This is a genomic window from Alkalibacterium olivapovliticus, from assembly GCF_003003275.1.
GTDB lineage: Bacteria > Bacillota > Bacilli > Lactobacillales > Carnobacteriaceae_A > Alkalibacterium > Alkalibacterium olivapovliticum.
Window position 1 is genome coordinate 1 of record NZ_PVTO01000028.1, and the last position, 21,687, is coordinate 21,687.

The following is a 21,687-nucleotide window of genomic DNA, read 5'->3' on the forward strand; positions in this document are numbered from 1 at the left end:
TAGGGAAGTCCTCTTTTCTGTGAATTTAGTGTGGTAACTCTATTCTACAGAAGGGACTTCCTTTTTTCTATTTACACAAAATATTTTACACTCTCGTTTTAGTTTTTGTTATTCGATAATTTAGGGTTAATGTTTTATTTGTATATCCGATAGTAAGGTTAGGATACACTTGTCGGATAATGAAGTGTCGTTTTTAAAGGAGAGTGCGAAAGATGAAAATAAATAAATATACTAATGTGGTTTCTTCTGTAAACCAATCTAAACAAGCTAAAAGAGAAGTTGTTCAAGAGACTAATAAACCCCAAGCCAAAGAAGCGGATAAAGTCAGTATTTCTAAGGAAGCTCAGGCTTTGCTGGATGCTGACAAGGCTGCTTTTTCAGAGCGAGTGAATGCAATCAAACAGTCGATTCAAAATGGTGAGTATCAAGTAGATCCTAGCAAAATTACTGAAGGACTAGTTAAGTCATTGCAGGAACAGAAGGAGTTATAATCCTAATGAGCAAAACAGATCAAGTTATCGGGCTATTAAATCAGCTGAAAGATGTTTTAGAGAAAGAAAAAACAGTTCTGATTGAAAATGATGGAGCTAAATTGCCTAAGATTATTCAGGATAAAGAAGACATAATGATTTCATTGTCTGTGTTTAATGAAGGAGACGTTGAGATGGATAAGCTCAGCGTTCTTTCACGTGAAGTCAAAGCTCTGCAGGAAACGAATTTAATGTTGACAGAACAGTCGCTACGTTTTACTGAGACGATGCTGGAACACATTAAAAAAGCAGCGAAACAGAATAATACGTATTCTAAAAAAGGTACATTTGATGATACGAAAAAGAGTACGCTCTTAGATCAATCACTTTAAGGAGAAAAACACATGAGTGGATTATTTGGAACGTTAAATACAGCAACAAAAGGATTGAATGCTCAACAGACCGCTCTGCAGACGATTGGTCATAATGTAGCAAATGCGAATACAACTGGATATACCAGACAGCTAGTGACGATGCAGGCAGATTTTGCTCAAAGTGTTGCCGGGGTTGGTCAGATTGGTACCGGCGTTAGAATAGGGAACATTGATCGGGTCAGTGATCATTATGTTAATACTCAATTGAGAGACGCCCATTCAACCACTCAAAAGCACGAATCCTTGTCTGATATTGTCGGTCAGCTCGAAGCGGTGTTCAACGAGCCGTCTGATTCTGGCCTGTCTAACCAGATATCGGAAGTGTTCAATGCCTGGACTTACTTAGCTTCAAATCCCGAACAATCATCTGCTCGTACAATGTTAGTCCAGACGACAGAAACATTTACGGATACGATTCACCATATGGCGAATTCAATGGAAAGTTTACATAAAGATACATTAGGAGAATTAAGCAAAGATGCAATGGATGTGAATTCCACATTAAAACAACTGGAAGGCCTAAATCATCAGATATGGCAATCATCAGTTAGAGGCTTTACACCTAATGATCTTCTTGATCAACAGGACAGACTCTTGACGGACTTAGCTGGAAAAATAGACATTACTGTAGAAAAAGACCAGTTCAATCGAGCATCTGTTGATATAGCCGGAACCAATGTACTGAACAGTTCTTCTCGTAAAGAGGTGGCGGTCGTCACTGGTACGAATGAAGACGGGGAGTATACTTTATCAGATAATGATGTCTTAAGTTCTTCTAACGACGCTATCGCCTTAGGCAGTGTCGTTATCAAAACACCTGACAGCAATGAAGGCACTCTAGTGAACCCTTCCAAAGGGTCAATGAGAGGAACTCAAGAAGCGTTGGTCGTGATCAGTGATATGCAGGCTGAACTAGATGATTTTGCATTCAGTTTTACAAATGCAGTCAATCTCATTCATAGTGGTGGAGACGTAGAAGATGGGCAGCCGTTTTTCGAAGTGTTGTCTGACAGCACTGGCGCAGCCAAATCGATTCGAACTCATCAGGCATTGAGAGACGATCCGGACAAAGTAGTTTCTGGAAAAAGTTTGGACAATGAATATTCGGGTGATGGATCAAGAGCTCAGGCTATTGCCTCTCTTCAGAATCAGACATTATCTAAAGACTTTAATGAGTCGCATTATAACGAAGACACAATGAAAATCAATTCAGGTACTAAGAGATCAACATTGTTTGGACGATATAACAGCATGGTGACTGAAATAGGAATCGTCAAACAGCAGGAAGACAATATGCTGGAGACACAAAACGGTGTGATGCAGCTATTGACTCAGCGCCGCGAATCGATTTCTGGAGTGGATATCAATGAGGAAGTCGTTGATATGATTAAATATTCTAGTGCATTCCAGGCAAACTCCCGTGTTCTGCAAACCATTTCGGAAATGCTGGACACATTAATTAATAGAACAGGGGTATAATCATGAGAATAACGAACTCCTTAATGTCACAAAGTTTTTTGTCAAATTTAAACAAAAATACAAGCAATGTGTTTCGTTACCAGGAACAGTTATCGTCAATGAAACAGGTGAATCGCCCGAGTGATGATCCATTAAAAGTATCAAAAATACTGGATTTAAAAAATGAAATCAAACAGAACGCACAATATAAAACGACAATCGATGATTCGATTGATTTTACAAATGTTCAGGACTCTGCTTTAGCTAGTGCAACAGATTCCTTGCAGCGCATATCAGTTTTAACGCAGCAAGCGGCTAACGGAACATACAATACTGAAGACCGTCAAGCTATTAAGACTGAGATCGAAAATGAAGTGGAATCAATGCTGGATTCATTGAATACAAGCTTTGGTGGACGCTATATATTTGGTGGACAAAAGAGTAATGTCAAACCTTTTACTATTAATAGAGAAGATGGTAATTTTAGTATTGAATATTCAGGCACTGGTGATATGGTCAGTGGCAACACTTCTAAGGAAATTTCGCGTGGAGTAAGCGTTGAACTCCAGACAGACGGTAACCGGTTATTCGAAAAAGATGGTGTGAATATTGGTCAGATGTTCAATGAACTTTTTACTGCTTTAGGAGAAAACGATACTGAATTATTAGGTGGAGATTTACTAGAAAGAATTGAGAAGTTTATGAATAATACAGTTAACACACGGACCAATATAGGCGCGATTCAAAATCGATTAACTGCGGCTAAAGATCGTAATGAGTCTGAATATTTGAATTTAGAAAGTGCTTTGTCAACTAATCAGGACATTGACTTGGCAGAAACCTACATGAACTATTCTATGGAGATGGTGGCATACCAAGCTTCAATGAATATGGGTACGCGTATACTACAGACAAATATAATGGATTATGTTAGATAATATAATAAAGGCGATCAGTGCAACTAGTGCATTGACCGCCTTTATTGCTTTTTTAAAGAAATAAAATATAAAGTTGAAAAAAAGACTTAACAAATAGGTTGAGATTCCGATAGTAAGTGTAGAAGGCAATGAAGCCTTTAAAATATAAAACCTATATTGGAGGAAAACAAATTATGCGTATTAATACAAACACAGCAGCGATGAATACATATTCTCGTTTGACACAAGCTAACGGAGCTAGAGGAAACTCAATGGCTAAATTATCATCAGGTTTAAGAATCAACAAAGCAGGGGACGACGCTGCTGGACTTTCAATTTCAGAAAAAATGAAAAATCAAATTTCTGGTTTGAAGCAAGCAACACGTAATGCACAAGACGGAATATCCTTAATTCAGACTGCTGAGGGAGCTTTAAACGAAACTCATTCAATTTTAAACCGTATGAGAGACCTTTCAGTTCAAGCATCAAATGGAACTAATAGTACGGAAGACTTAGATGCTATTCAGCTAGAAATCGGAGAGCTGATTACAGAAGTAAGTAGAATTTCTTCTGATACTAAGTTCAATGAAATTGCTATACTAGCTGAGGATACAGACGCAGTTAAACTTCAAATTGGAGCAAATGCTACAGATGCGTCTTTAGATATTGCTGCATTTGATGCATCTGCTGGAGGATTAGGTATAGATGATTTAGATGTTACTACTGCTGCTGCTGATGCTTCATCTCCTTCTGGTGCAGAAGCAGCTATTACTGCACTAGACGCAGCCATTAAAGATGTGTCTGAGGCAAGAGCAACTTTCGGAGCTCAACAGAACCGTCTAGAGCATACAATTAACAATTTGACTACAACAAGCGAAAACCTATCTGAAGCTAACTCACGTATTCGTGACGTTGATATGGCTGAAGAAATGATGGAGTTCACTAAGAACAACATTCTTTCTCAAGCTTCAACTGCTATGCTTGCACAAGCTAACCAAATGCCTCAAGGCGTTCTACAATTATTGGGATAATTTTTCAAACTGGTTAACTAGTTTCAATTTTGACATGATCGAAGCAGTGATTTGCTGCTTCGGTTTTGTTGTACATAGGCTTTACCTTTTTCCATTATTTTATCAGAGGAGCTGGATGGATGAGTCAGCGTGTTAATTCTATTGATGCATTGAAAACAATTGATCGAGTTTTACATTCAAATAAAAGTACGGTATCCTACTCTGGGGATCGTTATATTGATCCTATTAAAGCCATTGAAGGCATTGATACTTCTTTTGACCGGGTACAATATGAACCTCAAAAGGAACAGGTGCAAAAATGGGTAGATGAAGCACAGTCTGTTCTCCAACGTGTTAACGCTCAGTTATCTTTTAAGACGCATGAAGGAACTGGACGGACTCTGGTACAAGTTATAGATAAAGAAACTGAAGAAGTGATAAGAGAAATTCCACCAGAAAAAATGCTGGATATGATTGCCGGAATTTGGCAATGGTCTGGTCTAGTAGTCGACAGAACGGAGTGAGATAATGAGCGATTTAAGCATGATGGGTATCTATTCTGGAATAGATATGAGTATGGTTGATAAAATTATGGAAGCAGAAGCTGCCAAGGGAACTAAATTTACCCGTCAAAAAGAACAGTACACTAAATCTCAAAATGCATGGAAAGATATGAATACCCGTTTAGATTCCTTATACAAACGTCTAGAAGATTTGCAAAAGCCAGAAACTTTTAACTCGAAATCCGTTAACATGACTGGTCCTGAGAATTTAGTAATAAGTGCCGGATCTAATGCTGCAACAGGCAATTACAGAGTACAGGTTCAGCAACTTGCCACCCAAACGCGTCTGACAGGTAATCAGGTATCGACTGGTGGAGACATTAGAACTGAACTTAAACTGAGTGGAACGTTCGACTTGAATCTTGGAGATGGTAAAGTTCATTCAATCGATATTGAAGAATCTGACAGTTTACGGACTATTAGTGAGAAAATTAATAGTTCAACTGCTGAATCAGGTATTCGTTCATCTATTGTCGACAATCGTTTAGTACTAACACATTCTGAGTTCGGTGATAAAGCATTAAGTGTTTCAGGAAGTGCTGCTGAAAGTTTAGGATTCGATGCAGATTCCATATTTAGTCCAGGCCAGGATGCCAAGTTTACTATAGACGGTCTTGAAATCACTCGCTCATCTAATACAATTGACGATGTGATTGAGGGGTTAAGTTTTAATCTAACAAATGTTCATTCAGCGAACGAGTCTACTGTTGTTAGTGTGACAGAGAACTTAGACAAAGCTGCTGATGCTCTTCAAAAATTTGTAGAACAGTACAACTCAACTATGAACTTTGTCAAATCTCAATTGAGTGTCGGGGATCCATCAGCCGAGAACAATACAACAGGAACTTTATCTGGTGATGGAACGCTCATGCGTCTGCAGTCAAGTTTGCGCTCTATGGTTACAAATCAGGAGTCTCACGGTACTTCAATCAATGGTCTGCAGAGTTTAGGAGTGACAGTTGACCGAAACGGAACAGCTTCCTTTGACCGCACAGTGCTAGAAAAGCAAGTAAAAGAAAATCCGAATGAAGTGAAAGACTTTTTCTCATCAACTCGTCAAGTCCCAAGTGAAGACGGAGAAGGCACTGTAACTGAACGCAAAGGCTTTGCTACCAATATGCGTTCACTCGTTAATCAATATATTTCAAGTTCAAATGGAATTATCAAGACACGACGCGACACTTATGATAGAATGATTCGTGATGTAAACGATCGGATTAATAAATTTGAAGAACGTCTGGAAGCCCGTAAAAATCGATACATTAAACAGTTTTCCGCTTTGGATACAGCGATGATGAAGGCTGAGTCACAAATGGACTTTATGTTCAGTCAGTTAGGAATGGATTCGAAATAATCATAGGAGGAACAGCTGATGACATCAGAAACAACGATACTATTCGAAAAGAAAAAGGCATATCTAGAGAATATACTCTATCGATTAGTTAATTGGGATCAGTCAGCTGACTCTGCACAACTGATTATCGATCAGAACCAGGAATTAATCGAAGACATTCAGAAGATAGATAAGTGTCTTTCTCGAGAGGATTTAGCTAGTTTTACAGAAAAGCACCGCTGGCTGATTGAACAGATTATGACTGTTCAGGAACGGATGATTACGATTATCAAGAGAGAGTCGGAAATTCTGGCTGATCAGATGAAACAAGTTAACCGAAAAGATAAAGTCGTGAGCCATTATATTGAAAAAGAGCAGTCGCTGTTTGTAGACCGTGACGTGTAGGAAAGGAATAGATTATGAGTTACGCATCTGCCTCAAAAGTATATAAGAAAACCCAGATTGAAACAGCTTCTCCTAAGCAGCTAGTTGTTCTGCTTTACGAAGGAGCAATCAAGTACATACGTTTAGCTGAATTAGCTCTTGAGAAAGAAGACTTTACTAAAGTAAATACGAATTTAATTAAAGCACAGGATATTGTCACTGAGCTGATGGTGTCACTTAATCATCAGAACGGAGAGAATGCCATTGCGAGTGAGTTACAGACGCTTTACTCTTATGTTCTCAATCAGTTAATACAGGCTAATCTAAAAAAAGATCAGAACAAAATGGCAGAAACGAGATACTTAATGTCTCAACTGCTAGAAGCATGGGCCAGCATCTAATTGCTGGTCTTTTTTTATGGAACAGATTATTAAATATAGTAATTATTTAATTACAACTTTTTATAACAGATGTAATTTATTAAAAATAAATAGTTAAAACGATAAATTTCATTAGATATGGAATAGATGGATAATATGTATAGGTAATAAAAGACTAATAGAAGTTCTGTTTAGGACGATTATTTTTTAGAGTTCACAAAAACGTCATAAGTCTGCCTTTCAAATCCCTAAAAATAATAGGAATAAATTTAGGACAAGATAAACTTGTATAGGCATGAATTAATTTTTCCTGAGTTAGTCATTCTATTGATTAAAATAGGATTCTTGGTGAAATTATGAATAATTACTGATATCTATATCGTTATAAAAATAATCTTTTCACATTATTTTCTTATTAACTGGTCATCTTTAACCTTGAAAACAAAAAAAATGGTATTGCAGTACCTTAATTTCTTCTATAATATTATTCATGTTGTTACATATTAAGAATAATTATACAGACTTGTTATTTAATGAGGTGAAAATGATGTTTACAGGATCAACTATTAATCTGATGAAAAATGCTTTGGATGCATCCTCTTTAAGGCAAGAAATGATTTCGTCTAATCTTTCCAACGTGAATACTCCTGGTTATAAGGCTAAGCGGGTAGAGTTTGAGGATGTACTGAAACAGACGATGGACGGGTCAGCAATGAGAAGTACTCATGCAGATCATTTTGGAGTATCTGATTTAAGCAATATAAAGCCACAAATTAAAGAACAGACTGGTAACCGTATCAACGAAGACGGGAATAACGTAGCGATTGATACGGAAATGGCTGAATTGTCAGCTAACGCCCTTTATTATCAAGCGCTGACGACACAGATGAGTAATCATTACAGTTCGATTCGTTCTGTACTACGTTAAGATGAGGAGAGATTAAGATGTCGATATTTCATTCAATGCAGATCAATGCAAGCGGATTGTCACTGGAACGGTTCAAGCTGGATACGATCTCAACCAATATTGCAAATGTCAATACAACCCGCACTGAAGACGGCGAAGGGCCATACATAAAACAAAGAGTCGAATTTGAAGAAAATTTTAAGCAAGTTAATTCAGCTTTCACAGATGATACAGTGGTGAAAAGTGCCGGTGTTCAGATTACTGGAGTTGACGCTGATGAAGATAATGTCCGTATCGTTTTCGAACCGAATCACCCAGATGCGGATGAAGAAGGATACGTTGTCTATCCTAATGTGGATATGGCGGATGAAATGGTAGAGATGATGACAGCCATTCGGACATATGATGCGAATGTGACGGCTATTAACAGCAGTAAAGATATGCTGAAGCGTGCGCTGGAAATCGGACGTCAAGGTTAACTTAAAAAAGAATAGGAGATAGACATGTGATAAACGGAATGAATCAGCTTGTCCCACAAGCGCTGAACCAGATCGATCAATTGAAACAAAGCAATCCCATACATACACCGGAAGTTAATAAAACAGAGTTCACGTCTTTATTAAAAGACTCCCTAAATACTCTGGAGGGCAAACAGGCAGATTCTGCTCATGCCGTTCAATCACTGATCAATGGATCAGCCGATGATTTACATACAGTTATGATTAAAACAACAGAAGCGCAACTCTCTCTTGAAGTCGCTGTTCAACTACGTAATCGTGCACTGGAAGCATATAACGAAATTAAAAATATGCAGTTTTAAGTTAGTAAGCGAACAGAGTTGAAGTAAAGGGAGAGTCGTAAATGAATAAAGTGAAAGACATTGGCACATCGATCAAAGATGGCTGGCTTCAGCTTGAGTCGAAAAAGCGCAAGCGGCTGGTTATTCTCGTAGCGATTGCTTTAATTTTACTGGGAAGTATCGGTTACTTTACTCAAAGGAGTCAGTACACGGTCTTATTTTCCAATTTGGAAGAAGCAGATGCTGGCACAATAGTCGAGGACCTGAATGCCCAGAACATGAAGTATCAGCTTGAAGATAATGGGACAACCATTCTAGTTGAAGAAAAAGATGTCGATAATTATCGAATCAGTTTAGCTGTTAATGGCATGATGCCTGAAAAGTCTACTGGATTCGAAATTTTTGACGATACGAATATGATGACGACTGATGATGACCGTCAGATCATGTATCAGCGCGCACTGACAGGAGAATTAGAACGGTCGATTTCCTCTCTTCAACAGATCGATGCAGCTAAAGTGATGCTGTCACTACCAGAAGACAGTATTTTTCAGAATCCTGCTTACCGCAGTGAAAGCTCTGCTTCTATTGTCGTGGAGACTAGAGGCGTTGTGTCTCAACAGAATATCCAAGGCATTGCATCTTTAGTTACTGGTGCGGTTGAAAACCTGCCTATGGAAAATGTTCAGATAGTCGATACAACCGGGAATTTATTGAGCGGGTTTTTGCAGTCTGGCGGAGAGGGAATGGCATCAGCTGATTTCTCTTCCAACCAGCAGAACATAAAGCGCTCGTATGAAAAAGATTTGGAAGAACGCATTATGTCCTTGCTGGCACCTGTCTATGGGTACAATAACCTGCGTGTAGTCGTTAATGCGTCAATGAACTTTGATGTCATCGAAGGTGAAACAGTCGAGTATAGTGCTCCAATGACAGAAGAAGGTGATGAGAACCGTACAGGACTCATTCGCAGTCAGACTGAAAGTTTCGATGGCGCCAGGGATATGCTGGCAGGATTGATTGAAGATGGGGATTTCCCGCTAGTTGACGAAGAAGAAGATGAAAACAATGCATCTCTGGACCGAACCATTAACTATGAATTAGATCAGGTGACTGAGCGTTATGTGCGTGCACCTGGGGTAGTCGAAGGTGTTAATGCGTCCGTTGTGGTTAACCAGAATGCTGGAGTGGTACCCGTACAAGATCAGGTTGGTCGAATCATCAGTCGTGCTCTGGGACTGGATGGTCAAGCTGAGGTGCCCCTGTCGGGAGATGTCACGGTCGAAATCATGCCCTTTGCTGAAGGAGAAGACTTCGCTATTGGTGGAGGAGACGGCATAATGGATGAGATACTTGAATTCCTGACGTCAAGCTGGCTATTTATGGTCATAGGTCTAGTACTGGTTATTATTGCGATTGCCGTGCTGACACTTCTGAAACGTGGAAAAGAGACGAGTTCGGCAGAAGATGCTGCAGCTCAGGCAGCTCTAAATCCTCAACCAGTGATCATGCCTGAACCAGATCCGATTGAGCAAATCGATAAACAAAATGATGCAATGCAGCAGAAAAATAAAGTCATGTCCGAAAAAGAAGACAGGGTCAGAACACAAGCCAAAGAAAACCCTGAACTAGCTGCTGAATTAATGAAAGTTTGGTTGAAAGACTAGAAAGGGTGTAATGAATTGGCAGAATCAACTGAAAAACAAGCATCCTCAAAAAAAGAAATGGATGGCGTGAGAAAGGCCGCAATTTTCATGATTTCTCTTGGTCCTGAAACGTCCTCACAGATCATGAAACAACTGCCCGATAAATTTATTCAGAAAGTCAGTTACGAAATTGCCAATATCGATCATGTCAGTCAGAAAGACAGAGAAGATATTGTCAATGAGTATCTGGAAATGTCCCAGGCAAGAGAGTATATTCTGGATGGTGGGTTTGATTATGCAAAGAATTTGTTGAATAAAGCACTTGGGTCTCAAAGAGCAAAAGAAGTGATTGATATGCTGAACCAGATTCAGCTTAGGGAACGGCCTTTCAATATAGCGCGCAAAGCTGACCCGGCACAACTGACTAACCTGCTGTTAGGCGAACAGCCGCAGACAGTCGCACTGATATTATGTTACATGCAGCCGGACAAAGCGGCTCAGATACTGATCAACTTCCCACCTGAGAAACAATCTGAAATCGCGGAGCGTATTGGTACAATAACCAGTACGTCCCCATCCGTGATTGAAAAGATCGAAAAAGTCATTGAGAGTAAATTCTCTACATATATAGAAAATGATACAGAAAATGTTGGAGGCGTTTCGACACTGGTCGAAATCCTGAATCAAGTGGGTAGAACCACTGAGAAAGCCATTGTTGGTGAACTGGAAGCACGTCAGCCTGAACTGGCGGAAGAAATCAAGGCAAGTCTGTTTACCTTCGAAGATATTATTTCACTACAAAAAAGCGATGTTCAAAAAGTGTTGCGCGAGGTCAAAAACGACGATCTGGTGTTGGCTCTCAAAGGAGTATCGGACGAGCTGCGCGACTTTATATTTGGAAACTTATCAACCCGAGCTGTGGAAACTCTCACAGAAGATATGCAGTTCCTTGGACCTGCACGCCTGTCTGCCGTTGAAGAAGCTCAACAGAATGTGGTCACTGTTATTCGTCGTTTAGATGAACTAGGCGAAATCTACATTATGCGAGGCGATCAAGATGCCATTATCGAGTAGGATTATCAAGTCTATGCAGACGAGTGCGAAAGAATCTAGTGACTGGGTGATCGATACCACTTATGACTACGAAGAAGAACCCGAAGAATCGTACGAAGAAACGAACCAGGAAGCCGCTGATGAGCTGGCTCAGGCTAGAAAAAAAAGTGATCAGCTCATCAAGACAGCTCTGACTGAAAAAGAACGCCTGATTGAAGAAGCGGAAGCTGAAATCAGTCGAATCAAAGAGGAAGCTTATGCGAAAGCTTTTGAAGAAGGACAACAAGCCGGTTTTTCTAACGGTTATGCTGAAGGCAAAGAAGAAGGCTATCAGGCTGGTAAGATAGAGAGTCAACACCTGGTTGAACAAGCGAGGAAAGCCCTAACTGATGCGCAGCTGGATATTGAAGCTTACGTTGAAGAGAAAAAAGACAGTTTATTGTCCTTATCAGTGCATATGGCCGAAAAAATTGTACAAGACCAGTTAGATCTATTGCCTGACGGTATTTTAGAGCTGGTCAATCCTATTTTACATCAGCTGGATCATAAAGAAGATTACGTCAGTTTGACTGTTCACACATCGAAACGTCTGGAGATAAGAGAGAAACTGCCTTATCTTGAGAAAAACTATCCGGGTGTCCGCTTTGTCGTCTTTGGAGATGACAATGTTGATCCGCTTGGCTGTGTGGTCGAAAGTGCTCATAAGGTTGTTGACCTGCAAGTCCGGAATCAACTCCTGGCTATGGTGAATGAAATGAAAGAAAGGGAGCGTGAAATGTAATGATCAATATCCCTTTCGAACTGTACCATGAAACCTTAAACAAAAAAGCTGTCGCTCTCAAACACGGGAAGGTCAGCCAGGTTATTGGTTTGATTATCAAAGTAGATGGGCTCGATGCTTTTATTGGGGAAGTCTGCGAGATTGAAATTAAATCGCAGTCAAAGACCGTTTTAAGTGAGGTTGTTGGATTTGTTGAAGAAACTGTCCTATTAATGCCCTTGGATAATTTAGACGGTATCGGGCCTGGTTGTCTAGTTCGTCCGACAGGTAAAGCTTTAAAAATAGAAGTCAGTGATTCGATGCTGGGTAAAACATTTGATGGACTTGGCAGACCGCTTAGTCATGGCGCTCTTGAAGGAGCAGCTAAATACGATGTTCACCGGTCCTCTCCTGACCCTTTCAAGCGACCCAAAATCAATACGATCATGCAGACGGGTGTCAAGGCAGTCGATGGCTTGCTGACAGTCGGAGAAGGACAGCGGATGGGTATTTTTGCCGGTTCCGGTGTCGGGAAGTCTACGCTGCTTGGAATGATGGCCCGTTATAGTGATGCAGATATAATTGTAATCGGACTGATTGGAGAACGTGGACGTGAAGTTTTAGAGTTTATCGATAATGATCTGGGTGTCGAAGGGTACAAGAAATCAGTGGTCGTCGCTGCCACTTCAGATCAGCCGCCATTGGTTAGACTGAAAGGGGCTTACGTTGCGACTGCAATTGCTGAATACTTCAGAGATCAAGGCAAAAAAGTGGTCCTTATGATGGACTCGGTTACGCGTGTGGCCATGGCTCAGCGTGAAATAGGGTTAGCTACGGGTGAACCACCAACGACTAAAGGCTATACACCTTCAGTTTTTACTGTCTTACCAAAACTTCTGGAACGAAGCGGAAACACAGAAACTGGATCGATCACTGCTTTTTATACGGTACTGGTTGAAGGGGACGATATGAACGAGCCCATTGCAGATTCCGTTCGCGGAATTTTAGATGGCCATATTATTTTATCCAGACAAATTGCTTCTGAGAACCATTATCCGGCGATCGATATACAGAATAGTTTAAGTCGACTGATGAAGGAACTCGTCACGGAAGAACACAACGAAGTCGCAGGGAAGCTTAGAGAAAATTTGTCTACATACAAAGAATCAAAGGATCTAATCGATGTTGGAGCTTATCAGCAAGGCACCAACGCTGTTGTTGACCAGGCTGTTCGCTTGAATCAGCCCATCAAAGGCTTTCTGAAACAGAAAACAACTCAATCTTATTCATTCGATCATACGGTTGAGTTGATGAAATCAGTTTTCACTAATCCAGCTATAAGATAAGGAGAGGATTGAATGCAGCAGTACCGTTTCTCAATGGAAAAAGTACTCGACTGGCGAGCTGATCAGGAAGACGCAGCTCAGCTAGTCGTGAAAGAAAAAGAAGACCAGTTGCTATTTGAGCAGAAGAAACTGGAGCGTATCATTTCTGAAAGTAGGCGGTTAAAAAGTGAGAATCTGTTTCACAATAGTGTGGATCATTTGAAACGTCACAGCCTGTATAAAGATTTGCTGGATGAGAAAATCATCAAGCAGCGATTAAATGTTCAAAAAGCAGAAAAAGACCTCATCCAGGCTAAGTCAGATCTGCAACTGGCTCATAGAGATAAAAAAGTCATGCAGAAACTGGAAGAAAAAGAACAGTTCAGATTCAATGAAGTCATCAAGAAAAAAGAACAGTCCCAGCTTGATGAAATATCCACTCTGAACTACGGCAGACCTTCAATTTTTTAAACTTGAAATATCTCACTTGAAAGGAGGTGAAATAAAATGGACGTGACCGCTTTAACACAGATTCGAAGTGAGGGCCCTGTCTCAAAAGAACCTATCTATATTGATACAGACGCGTTTTCAGAAGAACTGAACAAGTTTACTTCTCATCCCAGACAGAAAGATAGACTGGATTCAGCTGAAGACCCATCCCAGTCAGCAGGTGAATCTGAACTAGAACATACAGTAGATGAAGAAGATCCCATTGCCTTTACATTAATACATCCGTTTCTAAGGTTGCAGTCAGATATCGATTCATTAACTAGAGGACAAGCATCAGAGACTATACATATAGAGCAAGATACAACAGATTCCTTTTTAATGATTGATTTCTTAACTAACGATTTAAACGGAAAAGAGTTGACTGAATCAGAAATGCTAATGAGTAAACTGGTTCCAGGTGAAACAGGTGATAGACTAATGGATAACTTTCAGTCTGGTAAAACGGAACCTGTGGAAGAGCCTATACCCGAAGAATCTTTAAAGAAGATTCAGTCAATTAGCATTAATAGAACAGCGACCACTGATATCATCGGTGACTCATCGATTGTGACTGAGCTGATTGATGAAAATAAGGTAATTACACAAGAAGCCGATGCTATCTCAACCTTAAATCTAGTTGAGGATGAATCTGAACAGCCTTTAGTCCAGCATCAGGGTGACAGGTCAAAACCGGAAATCAAGACTACTACTACTGAAGAAACCCGATTGAAGCATTCAGATCTATCCGATACAGAACAATCTACAAGCTTGGGCACTACCCTTTCATTAACTGATGATATAGAGCCTGATGCGGGTAACATAATTAAGACCAGTTCAAATCAATCGGTACAGCCCACTAAAGATCTTTTGAACTCAGGCTTAATATTACAAGAAGGTGGGGAAGATGACACACATCAACCTGCAAAAGAAATACGCTCAGCAGAGCAACTGTTTACGAACGCTATGTCATTTGATCAATCAGTCACCATACCTGTTAATCACCCAGTTCATGGACCTGTAACTAAAGAACAGGGAACTGAGATGATACAAGAGATGATGATGTCAGTCGGGACAGATGAAGGTGGCAAAGAAGTGTTTAAATCCACTTTGACACTAACGCCAGAGACACTCGGAGAAGTCAAAATCGAATTGATTTATGATCAGAACGGATTAAGTGGAAAACTGGTATTCGAATCTGACGAAACGAAGAAATGGATGGAGAGTCAGTGGCAGCAAATGAAACAGCCGTTAGAAACAAAAGGACTGACAATCAGTCAGTTTGATTTTTCTGTAACTAAACCCGTACTCCAGCCGCAAACAGATGGATTCTCTTTTTCACAAGAATTCAGCCAGTCAGACAAACAGCCAGATAAACAGGCGAATTCTTTCAATGATACTAGCGAAAACACTGACTCTATTGAAGACCTCGTACAGGTTCAAAGAACGGATAGGGCTAAGGGGTTAAATATATATGTTTAATGGAAGGAGACTAGGATGAATATACCAAACAATATGATGATCGGTTCTTTAAAAGCGATTCAGCCGGAAGAAGAAACGCGTCAGAATTCAGATCTGGATATGGAACAGTTTTTATATATTATTGCCAATGCGATGAGTATGCCTTCATTTGATGGACAAGGCAGTGGTGGTGGATCTGAGACAGACTATATCGGACAGATGGTTCAGTTCGGAATGCTCAATGCAGTCAGTGATTTGAATGAAACAATGACAACAAATCTATTGATGAATCAGCAGCAGCAGGCATTAAGTTTAGTAGGCAAAAACGTGACGATTACAGGCCAGGAAGACCAGCTTGTAACAGGTGCCGTTGAGAAAGTTCGATTTGATAATGGGTATGCCACATTGCAAGTGAATGGCCGCACGTATCAAATGAATGACGTCATTGAGGTGAGTCAGTAACATGATTCATAATCTAAGTGGAAGCCAATCGATAAAGATTAAACCTGATAATCAAGTGAGGTCTTCTGAACGTAAAATCGATCCACAGTTTCAGTCGTTTATGCAGGAAGCGATCAAAGAAACAGATAGCCCTTCAAAAGCAGTCACCTTTTCACATCACGCTCAAAAACGGATGAATCAGCACGGATTTACGCTGAATGAACGGGATATGCATTTGCTGGAAGAAGCTGTTGAAACACTTGAAGCTAAAGGATCTGAACAGTCACTTATTTTGTATGATGATTTGGCACTGATTGCCAGTATTAAAAACAAAACAGTGATTACTGCACTAAAATCAACAGAAATGAACGATGTAACGAATATTGACAGCGCCATACAAATCAATGGAAAACGATAAATGATCCAGCTGGACTGAAAAGAAGCTGATTTCTGATGACCGACCGATTCAGAAACGTTTATACACTAGGAGGAAAACAACATGTTAAATTCACTATATTCAGGTATTACAGGAATGAAAGGGCAACAAACAAAAATGGACGTTATAGCAAATAACATCGCTAACGTTAACACAACTGGCTTCAAATCGCAGCGTGTCCGTTTCCAGGATATGATTTCTCAGACAAATGCAAATGCTCAAGGCCCAAACGCTGCCAATCGTGGGGGGATAAATGCCAAGCAAGTGGGTCTAGGATCACAAGTCGCTTCAACTGACCTTATGATGCAGGGCGGATCACTCCAATTTACTGGACGTGCACTGGACTTTGGTATTCAAAATGGAGATAACTCTTTCTTCGTCGTCAGTGAAGACGGTGGGGCATCAGGTATGAACCAGTATACTCGTGATGGTGGGTTTTATACAGATACTGATGGGAATCTTACTACCTCGAACGGTTTCAAACTGATGGGATATATTGGAGAAAATGGAACCAATTTAGACGCCTTATCTATTCCGCCACTTAACCAAGCTGGAACTGCAGCACTTGAGAATTATAACATCGACAATACCGGTACGATCCTAGGCACATACAGTGATGGATCTACTGAAGTAATAGGACGTGTTGCAATGGCAAACTTCACAAATCCCGATGGTTTACAAAAATTAGGAGAAAATTTATACAGTGCTTCAGCAAACTCTGGTATTCCTCAAATGGGTGAACCAGCACAAGATGGATTTGGTTTGATTCGGTCTGGCTTTACTGAAATGTCCAACGTCGACTTGGCAACTGAATTCACTGAGATGATCGTTACAAATCGTGCGTATCAGGCGAATACACGAAGTATCACTACGTCTGATGAAATGCTTCAGGAATTGATTAACTTAAAACGTTAATGTAAAAGGTAGAGGAGATCGGTCAATCTGATCGATTCAATCTTTCTAACACTTACAAGAAAGAGGCTCAGCATGATTTTATTACGAACTGTTTCAGGAAAAGAGTTTTACTTAAATGCCGATTCCATATTAAAGATCGAAAAAGATTATGACACACTGATTACCCTTGTAGACAATAAAACACTTCGAGTGATGGATACACCTGAAGAAATTTCAGAAAAAGTATTAGCCTACAAACGGAAAATATATCACACAGCGAGGGGAGTGTAAAAAGTGAAACGAAATATATTACCCGCTATTGGTATAGTAGTAGGGTTCGGATTGATATTCGCATCAATGGCAGCTAACGGGTCTTTACTTCGTTACTTTGATGTGCCTGCGTTAATTATTACATTGTTTGGGTCGTTCTCAGCTATCATGATCAGTTTCCCATTCAAAACACTCAAAAAAGTACCGTCGCTTATAAAGAAACTGATGTTTACACCAGATGATGACCGAGGAGCATTGATTGAGACCATTTCTTTTCTGGCCAAAAAAAGTCGGACGGAAGGTATTCTTGCTCTGGAAAACGAAATTAAGGAACTGGATAGTATGGTTCTGATTCATGGGCTTGAAATGGTTGTCGATGGTACTGATATCGATACGATTGAGGAGATACTGAATGTAGAACTAGAGCAAACTGAAGACAGACACTCAGTTGGGCAGCAGGTATTCCTCAAATGGGGCGAATACGCACCGGCTTTTGGAATGATTGGAACATTAATCGGACTGATAGCAATGCTTGGAGATTTACAGGACCCTTCCCTAATCGGTACCGGTATGGCAACAGCCTTACTTACAACATTTTACGGAAGTTTAATGGCTAATATGGTCTTCCTTCCGATTGCAAAAAATCTGGAAATTCAGACAGCTAATGAATTAAAGACCAATGAAATGATCATCGAAGGCGTGCTGGCGTTGCAAAGAGGAGATAATCCTAGAGTAATTGAACAGAAACTGGCAAGTTTTTTATCTAACTCTGATAAGAAAAACAAAAAAGAGAGTAAAAAAGCAGTAGCTGTTGCTGAAGAGTTTTAATGTTAGGAGAAAATAATGGCTAGAAAACGTAAAAAAGCAAAAAAAATAGCAGAAGCTAGTTCTCCGGCCTGGATGGCGACCTTTTCTGATTTGATGTCGTTACTTCTAACGTTCTTTATCCTCTTGTTTTCCATGTCCATTGTCAGTGAGGAGCGCTTCAGAGAAGTTGCAGACTCTTTACGGATGGCATTGGTGGGAAGCAGCAGTGATTCGATTCTTGACGAAAGTGGTCAGTCACTCATTGACCTAGAGTTTGACGAATACGGAGAGTTAAAAGACTCTGAAGCTATTGATCCAGATGATCTAGTTAGTGAGGAAACACCCATTGAAGAAAATGCTGTTCCGGAACAAGTGGTTGAACTGTTTGATACCGTGAATCTGTTTCTTGTAGAAGAAGGTTTAAATGCTGACGTGACCTTGTCAAGGGATCAAGACGGCGTGTATATCGATATTCAGGAAGCCATCATGTTTGAACCGGGGAGTGCAACACTTCGGGATAATGGACTGGAAACAATGACGCAGCTTGCAGGTCTCTTTGTACTTCTTGAAAATGAAATTATTATAGAAGGATATACAGATGATGTACCGACAAATAGTGTTGAATTCGAGACCAACTGGGAATTGTCGACAGCAAGAGCGGTGACCGTTCTGAGGTACTTATATGAGAATCACAGTATCGACCCTACTCGATTATCGGCTCGTGGATACGGTGAATACAGTCCAACCGTTCCGAATGATTCTGCTCAGAACAGATCATTAAACAGGCGAGTGAATATAGTAATAGTGCATGATGAAAGAGAGGAAGTTGGAAATGGCTCAGAATGAAGAAAAAGGTAAGAATAAAAAAGCAACCAAAGTGGCTATTGCAATCGTATTAGCTGTGGTTGTGCTCGTAGTGGGGATGGGGATCGGTATCACGGTATTTGGCAGTCCTAATGAGGAATCATTTCTTTCACGCTTTACTGAAAAAGCTGAAGCTGAGGCATCGGAAATTTCGATTCCGCTGGAAGAATTTCTTGTTAATGTCAATGGAGATACCTCTAGAAGTCAGGCTATCGTTAGAATGCAGTTGACATTGACCAGTTTGGACGAAGATGCAGCCGAACTGATCACTGAAGATATAGCTAAAGTTAGAGACGCAGTTATTCACGTGATTTCCAGTCAGAGTGCCGACAGTATACTTGAAGAAACAGATGGAGAATTCAGTATTAAAGATAAAATAAGAGAGCGTATCAATCAGTCTTTAAGTGAAGAATTAATTGAAGATGTGTTCGTTACGGATATACTGATTCAACGATAAGATGGTAAAGGAGATAGGGAAATGAACTTTATAGATATTATTCAGATGATCATAGCACTGGTCGTTATTGTGTTTTTAGCCAATTTTCTGCTGAAAAAACTAAATAGTATTCAGCAGCCTACCAGTCAGGTGATCAAAATTATCGAACGAGTGCAAGTTTCCAAATCTTCTTCACTCTCTATTGTACAGATCGAATCAGACTATCTTTTGATGAGCCTATCCGAAACATCAAATGAAGTAATCAAGACATTTACTGAAGAAGAAAAAGAAGCCATTCAAAAGCGTCTAGCTCGGAAAAACCAAGGGAACGCTAAGGAATGGGCAGAGAAGACTAAACCTTATTCAAACAAGTTGATAAAGAAACTGAGAGAGTTAAAACAGAATTATAGTCAGTTTCAGAAGAAAGGAAACAATAAGCAATGACCGAAAATTTAGTAGATGCTTTAGCAGTGACCAATGATTCTTCAGAAGTGGTCAATTTATATCTGCTGCTTTTCCTGATTGCACTGATTCCCTCTTTTCTTGTCTTAACGACTAGTTTTACTCGAACTATTATAGTCTTATCCTTCACACGTAATGCATTAGGAACTCAACAGAGTCCACCTAACCAAGTGCTGATTGGACTTGCACTGTTTTTATCAGTGTTTGTTATGAGGCCAGTTTACCAGGAAGTCAATGACCAGGCTCTGCAGCCGATGCTTGCAGGCGAAATAAGCAGAGAAGAGTCACTTGAGATAGCAGAACAACCGATAAAGAATTTCATGCTTGAACAAACCAGAACCACTGATCTGGAACTGTTTGTCCAGTTAAGTGGCGATGAGTATCCTGAAGATCCCGAAGACTTATCACTCTTGAGTGTTATACCGGCATTTGCAATCAGTGAACTAAGAACAGCGTTTACTATTGGATTCCTCATATTTATTCCGTTTTTAGTGATTGATATTGTAGTTGCAAGTATTTTAATGTCGATGGGGATGTTTATGTTGTCCCCCGTTATGATCTCACTGCCATTTAAATTACTGTTGTTTGTTATGGTGGATGGATGGTACTTAGTGGTGGAATCGCTGATAGGGAGTTTTTATTAAGCAGGAAAGGAATTACATATGTCTACACAGAACGTTTTAGATGTTTTACAGGATGCCTTTTTAGTCCTTATACGAGTAGGAGGGCCGGTATTGATTGTTGCCCTGGTCATTGGCCTGGTCATCAGTATTGTTCAGGCAACGACTCAGATACAGGAGCAGACGTTGAGTTTTGTCCCAAAATTGTTTGCCATTTTACTGACACTGGTCTTACTGGGTACCTTCATGTTGAATACTCTTATCTCTTTTACAGATCAGCTGTTTGCGATTATAGCAGGATTGTGATGACATGACAGGTGATGTGCAGCAGTTTCTCTTAGTCATGATTCGCATGACCGTTTTTATAGCCATTAGTCCGGGATTTTCACATGCCTCTTTTCCTACTGTCAGTAAAGTGGCATTAGCAGTAGCGATGACTTTGCCTGTTATGGCGGTCATACCAGCATTTCAAACAGAGTTGGCAATGGGTTCTTTTGTTTTCATAGCCGTAAAAGAATTATTTATAGGAATGGCTTTAGGCTACATAACACTTCTTTTTTTCACATCCGTTGAGATTGCCGGTTCGCTGGTTGATTTCCAAGTTGGTTTTTCAATGGGATCTATTTACGATCCGTCTATTGGAGTGAACGCCTCTTACTACGGACGTATTTATTACTGGATATCGATCATGATATTCTTCATAGCCAACATTCACCATATGGTCATCACTACCTTAGTAGAATCGTTCAGATGGGCGCCACTTGATCAACTTGAGTTCTCACATATCGGAATGGAGGGAATCGTAACGCTCTTCGGGCTATTATTTTCAACTGCGATTCAACTTGCCATCCCTCTTATAATCGTCGCATTACTCTCAGAGTTAACCCTTGCGCTGATTTCCAGAACGGTTCCTCAAATCAATGTCTTGATACTTGGGATGCCTATGAAGACTTTAAGCAGTCTGATTTTTATGTTTTTCTTTTTACCGATACTTATGAGAAATATCGGTGAGCTATTTCCGGATATGATCCGCTATATGAACGAATGGTTATATTCGCTGCAGTAAAAGGG

General features: G+C 40.1%; 29 protein-coding genes. All 29 read left to right on the forward strand.

Annotation, left to right across the window (positions count from 1 at the left end):
- The first annotated feature begins 212 nt into the window (after window positions 1-212).
- The 29 genes from flgM to fliR all read left to right on the forward strand — a co-directional run bounded on the left by flgM (window position 213) and on the right by fliR (window position 21,682).
- Entirely contained in the window at window positions 213-491 is a 279-nt protein-coding gene (gene flgM / locus CLV38_RS11190) for a flagellar biosynthesis anti-sigma factor FlgM (protein ID WP_106195611.1), read from the forward strand.
- A gap of 5 nt (window positions 492-496) precedes the next feature.
- A complete protein-coding gene (locus CLV38_RS11195) occupies window positions 497-862 on the forward strand; it encodes a flagellar export chaperone FlgN (protein ID WP_106195613.1) in 366 nt (121 codons plus the stop codon).
- Between the two features lie 12 nt (window positions 863-874).
- A complete protein-coding gene (gene flgK, locus CLV38_RS11200; RefSeq protein ID WP_106195615.1) occupies window positions 875-2,383 on the forward strand; it encodes a flagellar hook-associated protein FlgK in 1,509 nt (502 codons plus the stop codon).
- Window positions 2,384-2,385: 2 nt separating this feature from the next.
- On the forward strand, window positions 2,386-3,300 hold the full coding sequence (flgL, locus tag CLV38_RS11205; RefSeq protein WP_106195618.1) for a flagellar hook-associated protein FlgL: 915 nt from the start codon (window positions 2,386-2,388) through the stop codon (window positions 3,298-3,300).
- 173 nt (window positions 3,301-3,473) lie between these two features.
- A complete protein-coding gene (locus CLV38_RS11210) occupies window positions 3,474-4,310 on the forward strand; it encodes a flagellin N-terminal helical domain-containing protein (RefSeq protein WP_106195620.1) in 837 nt (278 codons plus the stop codon).
- A 119-nt stretch (window positions 4,311-4,429) separates the two neighbouring features.
- The gene (locus CLV38_RS11215) at window positions 4,430-4,813 is read left to right on the forward strand and encodes a flagellar protein FlaG (protein ID WP_106195622.1); all 384 of its coding nucleotides are present in this window, start codon (window positions 4,430-4,432) and stop codon (window positions 4,811-4,813) included.
- A gap of 4 nt (window positions 4,814-4,817) precedes the next feature.
- A complete protein-coding gene (gene fliD / locus CLV38_RS11220; protein WP_106195624.1) occupies window positions 4,818-6,206 on the forward strand; it encodes a flagellar filament capping protein FliD in 1,389 nt (462 codons plus the stop codon).
- An 18-nt stretch (window positions 6,207-6,224) separates the two neighbouring features.
- Window positions 6,225-6,590: a hypothetical protein gene (locus tag CLV38_RS11225; RefSeq protein ID WP_106195626.1), complete on the forward strand. Its 366-nt coding sequence runs from the start codon at window positions 6,225-6,227 to the stop codon at window positions 6,588-6,590.
- 14 nt (window positions 6,591-6,604) lie between these two features.
- A complete protein-coding gene (gene fliS, locus CLV38_RS11230; protein WP_106195629.1) occupies window positions 6,605-6,970 on the forward strand; it encodes a flagellar export chaperone FliS in 366 nt (121 codons plus the stop codon).
- A gap of 523 nt (window positions 6,971-7,493) precedes the next feature.
- Entirely contained in the window at window positions 7,494-7,877 is a 384-nt protein-coding gene (gene flgB, locus CLV38_RS11235; RefSeq protein WP_106195631.1) for a flagellar basal body rod protein FlgB, read from the forward strand.
- A gap of 17 nt (window positions 7,878-7,894) precedes the next feature.
- A complete protein-coding gene (flgC, locus tag CLV38_RS11240; protein WP_106195633.1) occupies window positions 7,895-8,335 on the forward strand; it encodes a flagellar basal body rod protein FlgC in 441 nt (146 codons plus the stop codon).
- Between the two features lie 26 nt (window positions 8,336-8,361).
- Window positions 8,362-8,676, forward strand: a complete 315-nt coding sequence (gene fliE, locus CLV38_RS11245) for a flagellar hook-basal body complex protein FliE (protein ID WP_245920588.1) — start codon at window positions 8,362-8,364, stop codon at window positions 8,674-8,676.
- Between the two features lie 41 nt (window positions 8,677-8,717).
- The gene (gene fliF, locus CLV38_RS11250) at window positions 8,718-10,322 is read left to right on the forward strand and encodes a flagellar basal-body MS-ring/collar protein FliF (RefSeq protein WP_106195635.1); all 1,605 of its coding nucleotides are present in this window, start codon (window positions 8,718-8,720) and stop codon (window positions 10,320-10,322) included.
- A gap of 57 nt (window positions 10,323-10,379) precedes the next feature.
- Window positions 10,380-11,375, forward strand: coding sequence for a flagellar motor switch protein FliG (gene fliG / locus CLV38_RS11255; protein WP_106195683.1), 996 nt, complete (start codon window positions 10,380-10,382; stop codon window positions 11,373-11,375).
- Window positions 11,359-12,135 carry a FliH/SctL family protein gene (locus tag CLV38_RS11260; RefSeq protein WP_106195637.1) on the forward strand — a complete coding sequence of 259 codons (777 nt, stop codon included), beginning with the start codon at window positions 11,359-11,361 and terminating at the stop codon, window positions 12,133-12,135. Before fliG ends, CLV38_RS11260 begins: the two co-directional genes overlap by 17 nt.
- A gap of 8 nt (window positions 12,136-12,143) precedes the next feature.
- Window positions 12,144-13,460, forward strand: coding sequence for a flagellar protein export ATPase FliI (gene fliI / locus CLV38_RS11265; RefSeq protein ID WP_425427789.1), 1,317 nt, complete (start codon window positions 12,144-12,146; stop codon window positions 13,458-13,460).
- 12 nt (window positions 13,461-13,472) lie between these two features.
- Entirely contained in the window at window positions 13,473-13,910 is a 438-nt protein-coding gene (gene fliJ / locus CLV38_RS11270) for a flagellar export protein FliJ (protein WP_106195642.1), read from the forward strand.
- A 36-nt stretch (window positions 13,911-13,946) separates the two neighbouring features.
- Window positions 13,947-15,407, forward strand: coding sequence for a flagellar hook-length control protein FliK (locus CLV38_RS11275; RefSeq protein ID WP_106195644.1), 1,461 nt, complete (start codon window positions 13,947-13,949; stop codon window positions 15,405-15,407).
- Between the two features lie 15 nt (window positions 15,408-15,422).
- Entirely contained in the window at window positions 15,423-15,848 is a 426-nt protein-coding gene (locus CLV38_RS11280) for an FLgD tudor-like domain-containing protein (RefSeq protein ID WP_106195646.1), read from the forward strand.
- Window position 15,849: 1 nt separating this feature from the next.
- The gene (locus CLV38_RS11285) at window positions 15,850-16,245 is read left to right on the forward strand and encodes a flagellar biosynthesis protein (protein ID WP_106195648.1); all 396 of its coding nucleotides are present in this window, start codon (window positions 15,850-15,852) and stop codon (window positions 16,243-16,245) included.
- 81 nt (window positions 16,246-16,326) lie between these two features.
- Window positions 16,327-17,178, forward strand: coding sequence for a flagellar hook-basal body complex protein (locus tag CLV38_RS11290; RefSeq protein ID WP_106195650.1), 852 nt, complete (start codon window positions 16,327-16,329; stop codon window positions 17,176-17,178).
- 72 nt (window positions 17,179-17,250) lie between these two features.
- Window positions 17,251-17,448: a flagellar FlbD family protein gene (locus tag CLV38_RS11295; RefSeq protein ID WP_106195652.1), complete on the forward strand. Its 198-nt coding sequence runs from the start codon at window positions 17,251-17,253 to the stop codon at window positions 17,446-17,448.
- Window positions 17,449-17,451: 3 nt separating this feature from the next.
- Window positions 17,452-18,255, forward strand: a complete 804-nt coding sequence (locus CLV38_RS11300; protein WP_106195655.1) for a motility protein A — start codon at window positions 17,452-17,454, stop codon at window positions 18,253-18,255.
- A 15-nt stretch (window positions 18,256-18,270) separates the two neighbouring features.
- Entirely contained in the window at window positions 18,271-19,080 is an 810-nt protein-coding gene (locus CLV38_RS11305; RefSeq protein ID WP_106195657.1) for a flagellar motor protein MotB, read from the forward strand.
- Complete coding sequence (locus CLV38_RS11310; RefSeq protein ID WP_170068889.1) at window positions 19,067-19,555, forward strand: flagellar basal body-associated FliL family protein; 489 nt, start codon at window positions 19,067-19,069, stop codon at window positions 19,553-19,555. The genes CLV38_RS11305 and CLV38_RS11310 overlap by 14 nt, the downstream gene beginning before the upstream one ends.
- A 21-nt stretch (window positions 19,556-19,576) precedes the next feature.
- Window positions 19,577-19,978, forward strand: a complete 402-nt coding sequence (locus CLV38_RS11315; protein WP_106195661.1) for a flagellar biosynthetic protein FliO — start codon at window positions 19,577-19,579, stop codon at window positions 19,976-19,978.
- The gene (gene fliP, locus CLV38_RS11320; RefSeq protein ID WP_106195663.1) at window positions 19,975-20,640 is read left to right on the forward strand and encodes a flagellar type III secretion system pore protein FliP; all 666 of its coding nucleotides are present in this window, start codon (window positions 19,975-19,977) and stop codon (window positions 20,638-20,640) included. Before CLV38_RS11315 ends, fliP begins: the two co-directional genes overlap by 4 nt.
- An 18-nt stretch (window positions 20,641-20,658) precedes the next feature.
- Entirely contained in the window at window positions 20,659-20,922 is a 264-nt protein-coding gene (gene fliQ / locus CLV38_RS11325; RefSeq protein ID WP_106195665.1) for a flagellar biosynthesis protein FliQ, read from the forward strand.
- Window positions 20,923-20,926: 4 nt separating this feature from the next.
- Window positions 20,927-21,682, forward strand: coding sequence for a flagellar biosynthetic protein FliR (fliR, locus tag CLV38_RS11330; protein WP_106195667.1), 756 nt, complete (start codon window positions 20,927-20,929; stop codon window positions 21,680-21,682).
- The last annotated feature ends 5 nt before the right edge of the window (window positions 21,683-21,687 follow it).

Bases quoted from the DNA above. Each gene is read 5' to 3' on its own strand.
- flgM (WP_106195611.1), top strand. From the start codon at position 213: ATGAAAATAAATAAATATACTAATGTGGTTTCTTCTGTAAACCAATCT.
- CLV38_RS11195 (WP_106195613.1), top strand. From the start codon at position 497: ATGAGCAAAACAGATCAAGTTATCGGGCTATTAAATCAGCTGAAAGAT.
- flgK (WP_106195615.1), top strand. From the start codon at position 875: ATGAGTGGATTATTTGGAACGTTAAATACAGCAACAAAAGGATTGAAT.
- flgL (WP_106195618.1), top strand. From the start codon at position 2,386: ATGAGAATAACGAACTCCTTAATGTCACAAAGTTTTTTGTCAAATTTA.
- CLV38_RS11210 (WP_106195620.1), top strand. From the start codon at position 3,474: ATGCGTATTAATACAAACACAGCAGCGATGAATACATATTCTCGTTTG.
- CLV38_RS11215 (WP_106195622.1), top strand. From the start codon at position 4,430: ATGAGTCAGCGTGTTAATTCTATTGATGCATTGAAAACAATTGATCGA.
- fliD (WP_106195624.1), top strand. From the start codon at position 4,818: ATGAGCGATTTAAGCATGATGGGTATCTATTCTGGAATAGATATGAGT.
- CLV38_RS11225 (WP_106195626.1), top strand. From the start codon at position 6,225: ATGACATCAGAAACAACGATACTATTCGAAAAGAAAAAGGCATATCTA.
- fliS (WP_106195629.1), top strand. From the start codon at position 6,605: ATGAGTTACGCATCTGCCTCAAAAGTATATAAGAAAACCCAGATTGAA.
- flgB (WP_106195631.1), top strand. From the start codon at position 7,494: ATGATGTTTACAGGATCAACTATTAATCTGATGAAAAATGCTTTGGAT.
- flgC (WP_106195633.1), top strand. From the start codon at position 7,895: ATGTCGATATTTCATTCAATGCAGATCAATGCAAGCGGATTGTCACTG.
- fliF (WP_106195635.1), top strand. From the start codon at position 8,718: ATGAATAAAGTGAAAGACATTGGCACATCGATCAAAGATGGCTGGCTT.
- fliG (WP_106195683.1), top strand. From the start codon at position 10,380: ATGGATGGCGTGAGAAAGGCCGCAATTTTCATGATTTCTCTTGGTCCT.
- CLV38_RS11260 (WP_106195637.1), top strand. From the start codon at position 11,359: ATGCCATTATCGAGTAGGATTATCAAGTCTATGCAGACGAGTGCGAAA.
- fliJ (WP_106195642.1), top strand. From the start codon at position 13,473: ATGCAGCAGTACCGTTTCTCAATGGAAAAAGTACTCGACTGGCGAGCT.
- CLV38_RS11275 (WP_106195644.1), top strand. From the start codon at position 13,947: ATGGACGTGACCGCTTTAACACAGATTCGAAGTGAGGGCCCTGTCTCA.
- CLV38_RS11280 (WP_106195646.1), top strand. From the start codon at position 15,423: ATGAATATACCAAACAATATGATGATCGGTTCTTTAAAAGCGATTCAG.
- CLV38_RS11285 (WP_106195648.1), top strand. From the start codon at position 15,850: ATGATTCATAATCTAAGTGGAAGCCAATCGATAAAGATTAAACCTGAT.
- CLV38_RS11290 (WP_106195650.1), top strand. From the start codon at position 16,327: ATGTTAAATTCACTATATTCAGGTATTACAGGAATGAAAGGGCAACAA.
- CLV38_RS11295 (WP_106195652.1), top strand. From the start codon at position 17,251: ATGATTTTATTACGAACTGTTTCAGGAAAAGAGTTTTACTTAAATGCC.
- CLV38_RS11305 (WP_106195657.1), top strand. From the start codon at position 18,271: ATGGCTAGAAAACGTAAAAAAGCAAAAAAAATAGCAGAAGCTAGTTCT.
- CLV38_RS11310 (WP_170068889.1), top strand. From the start codon at position 19,067: ATGGCTCAGAATGAAGAAAAAGGTAAGAATAAAAAAGCAACCAAAGTG.
- CLV38_RS11315 (WP_106195661.1), top strand. From the start codon at position 19,577: ATGAACTTTATAGATATTATTCAGATGATCATAGCACTGGTCGTTATT.
- fliP (WP_106195663.1), top strand. From the start codon at position 19,975: ATGACCGAAAATTTAGTAGATGCTTTAGCAGTGACCAATGATTCTTCA.
- fliQ (WP_106195665.1), top strand. From the start codon at position 20,659: ATGTCTACACAGAACGTTTTAGATGTTTTACAGGATGCCTTTTTAGTC.
- fliR (WP_106195667.1), top strand. From the start codon at position 20,927: ATGACAGGTGATGTGCAGCAGTTTCTCTTAGTCATGATTCGCATGACC.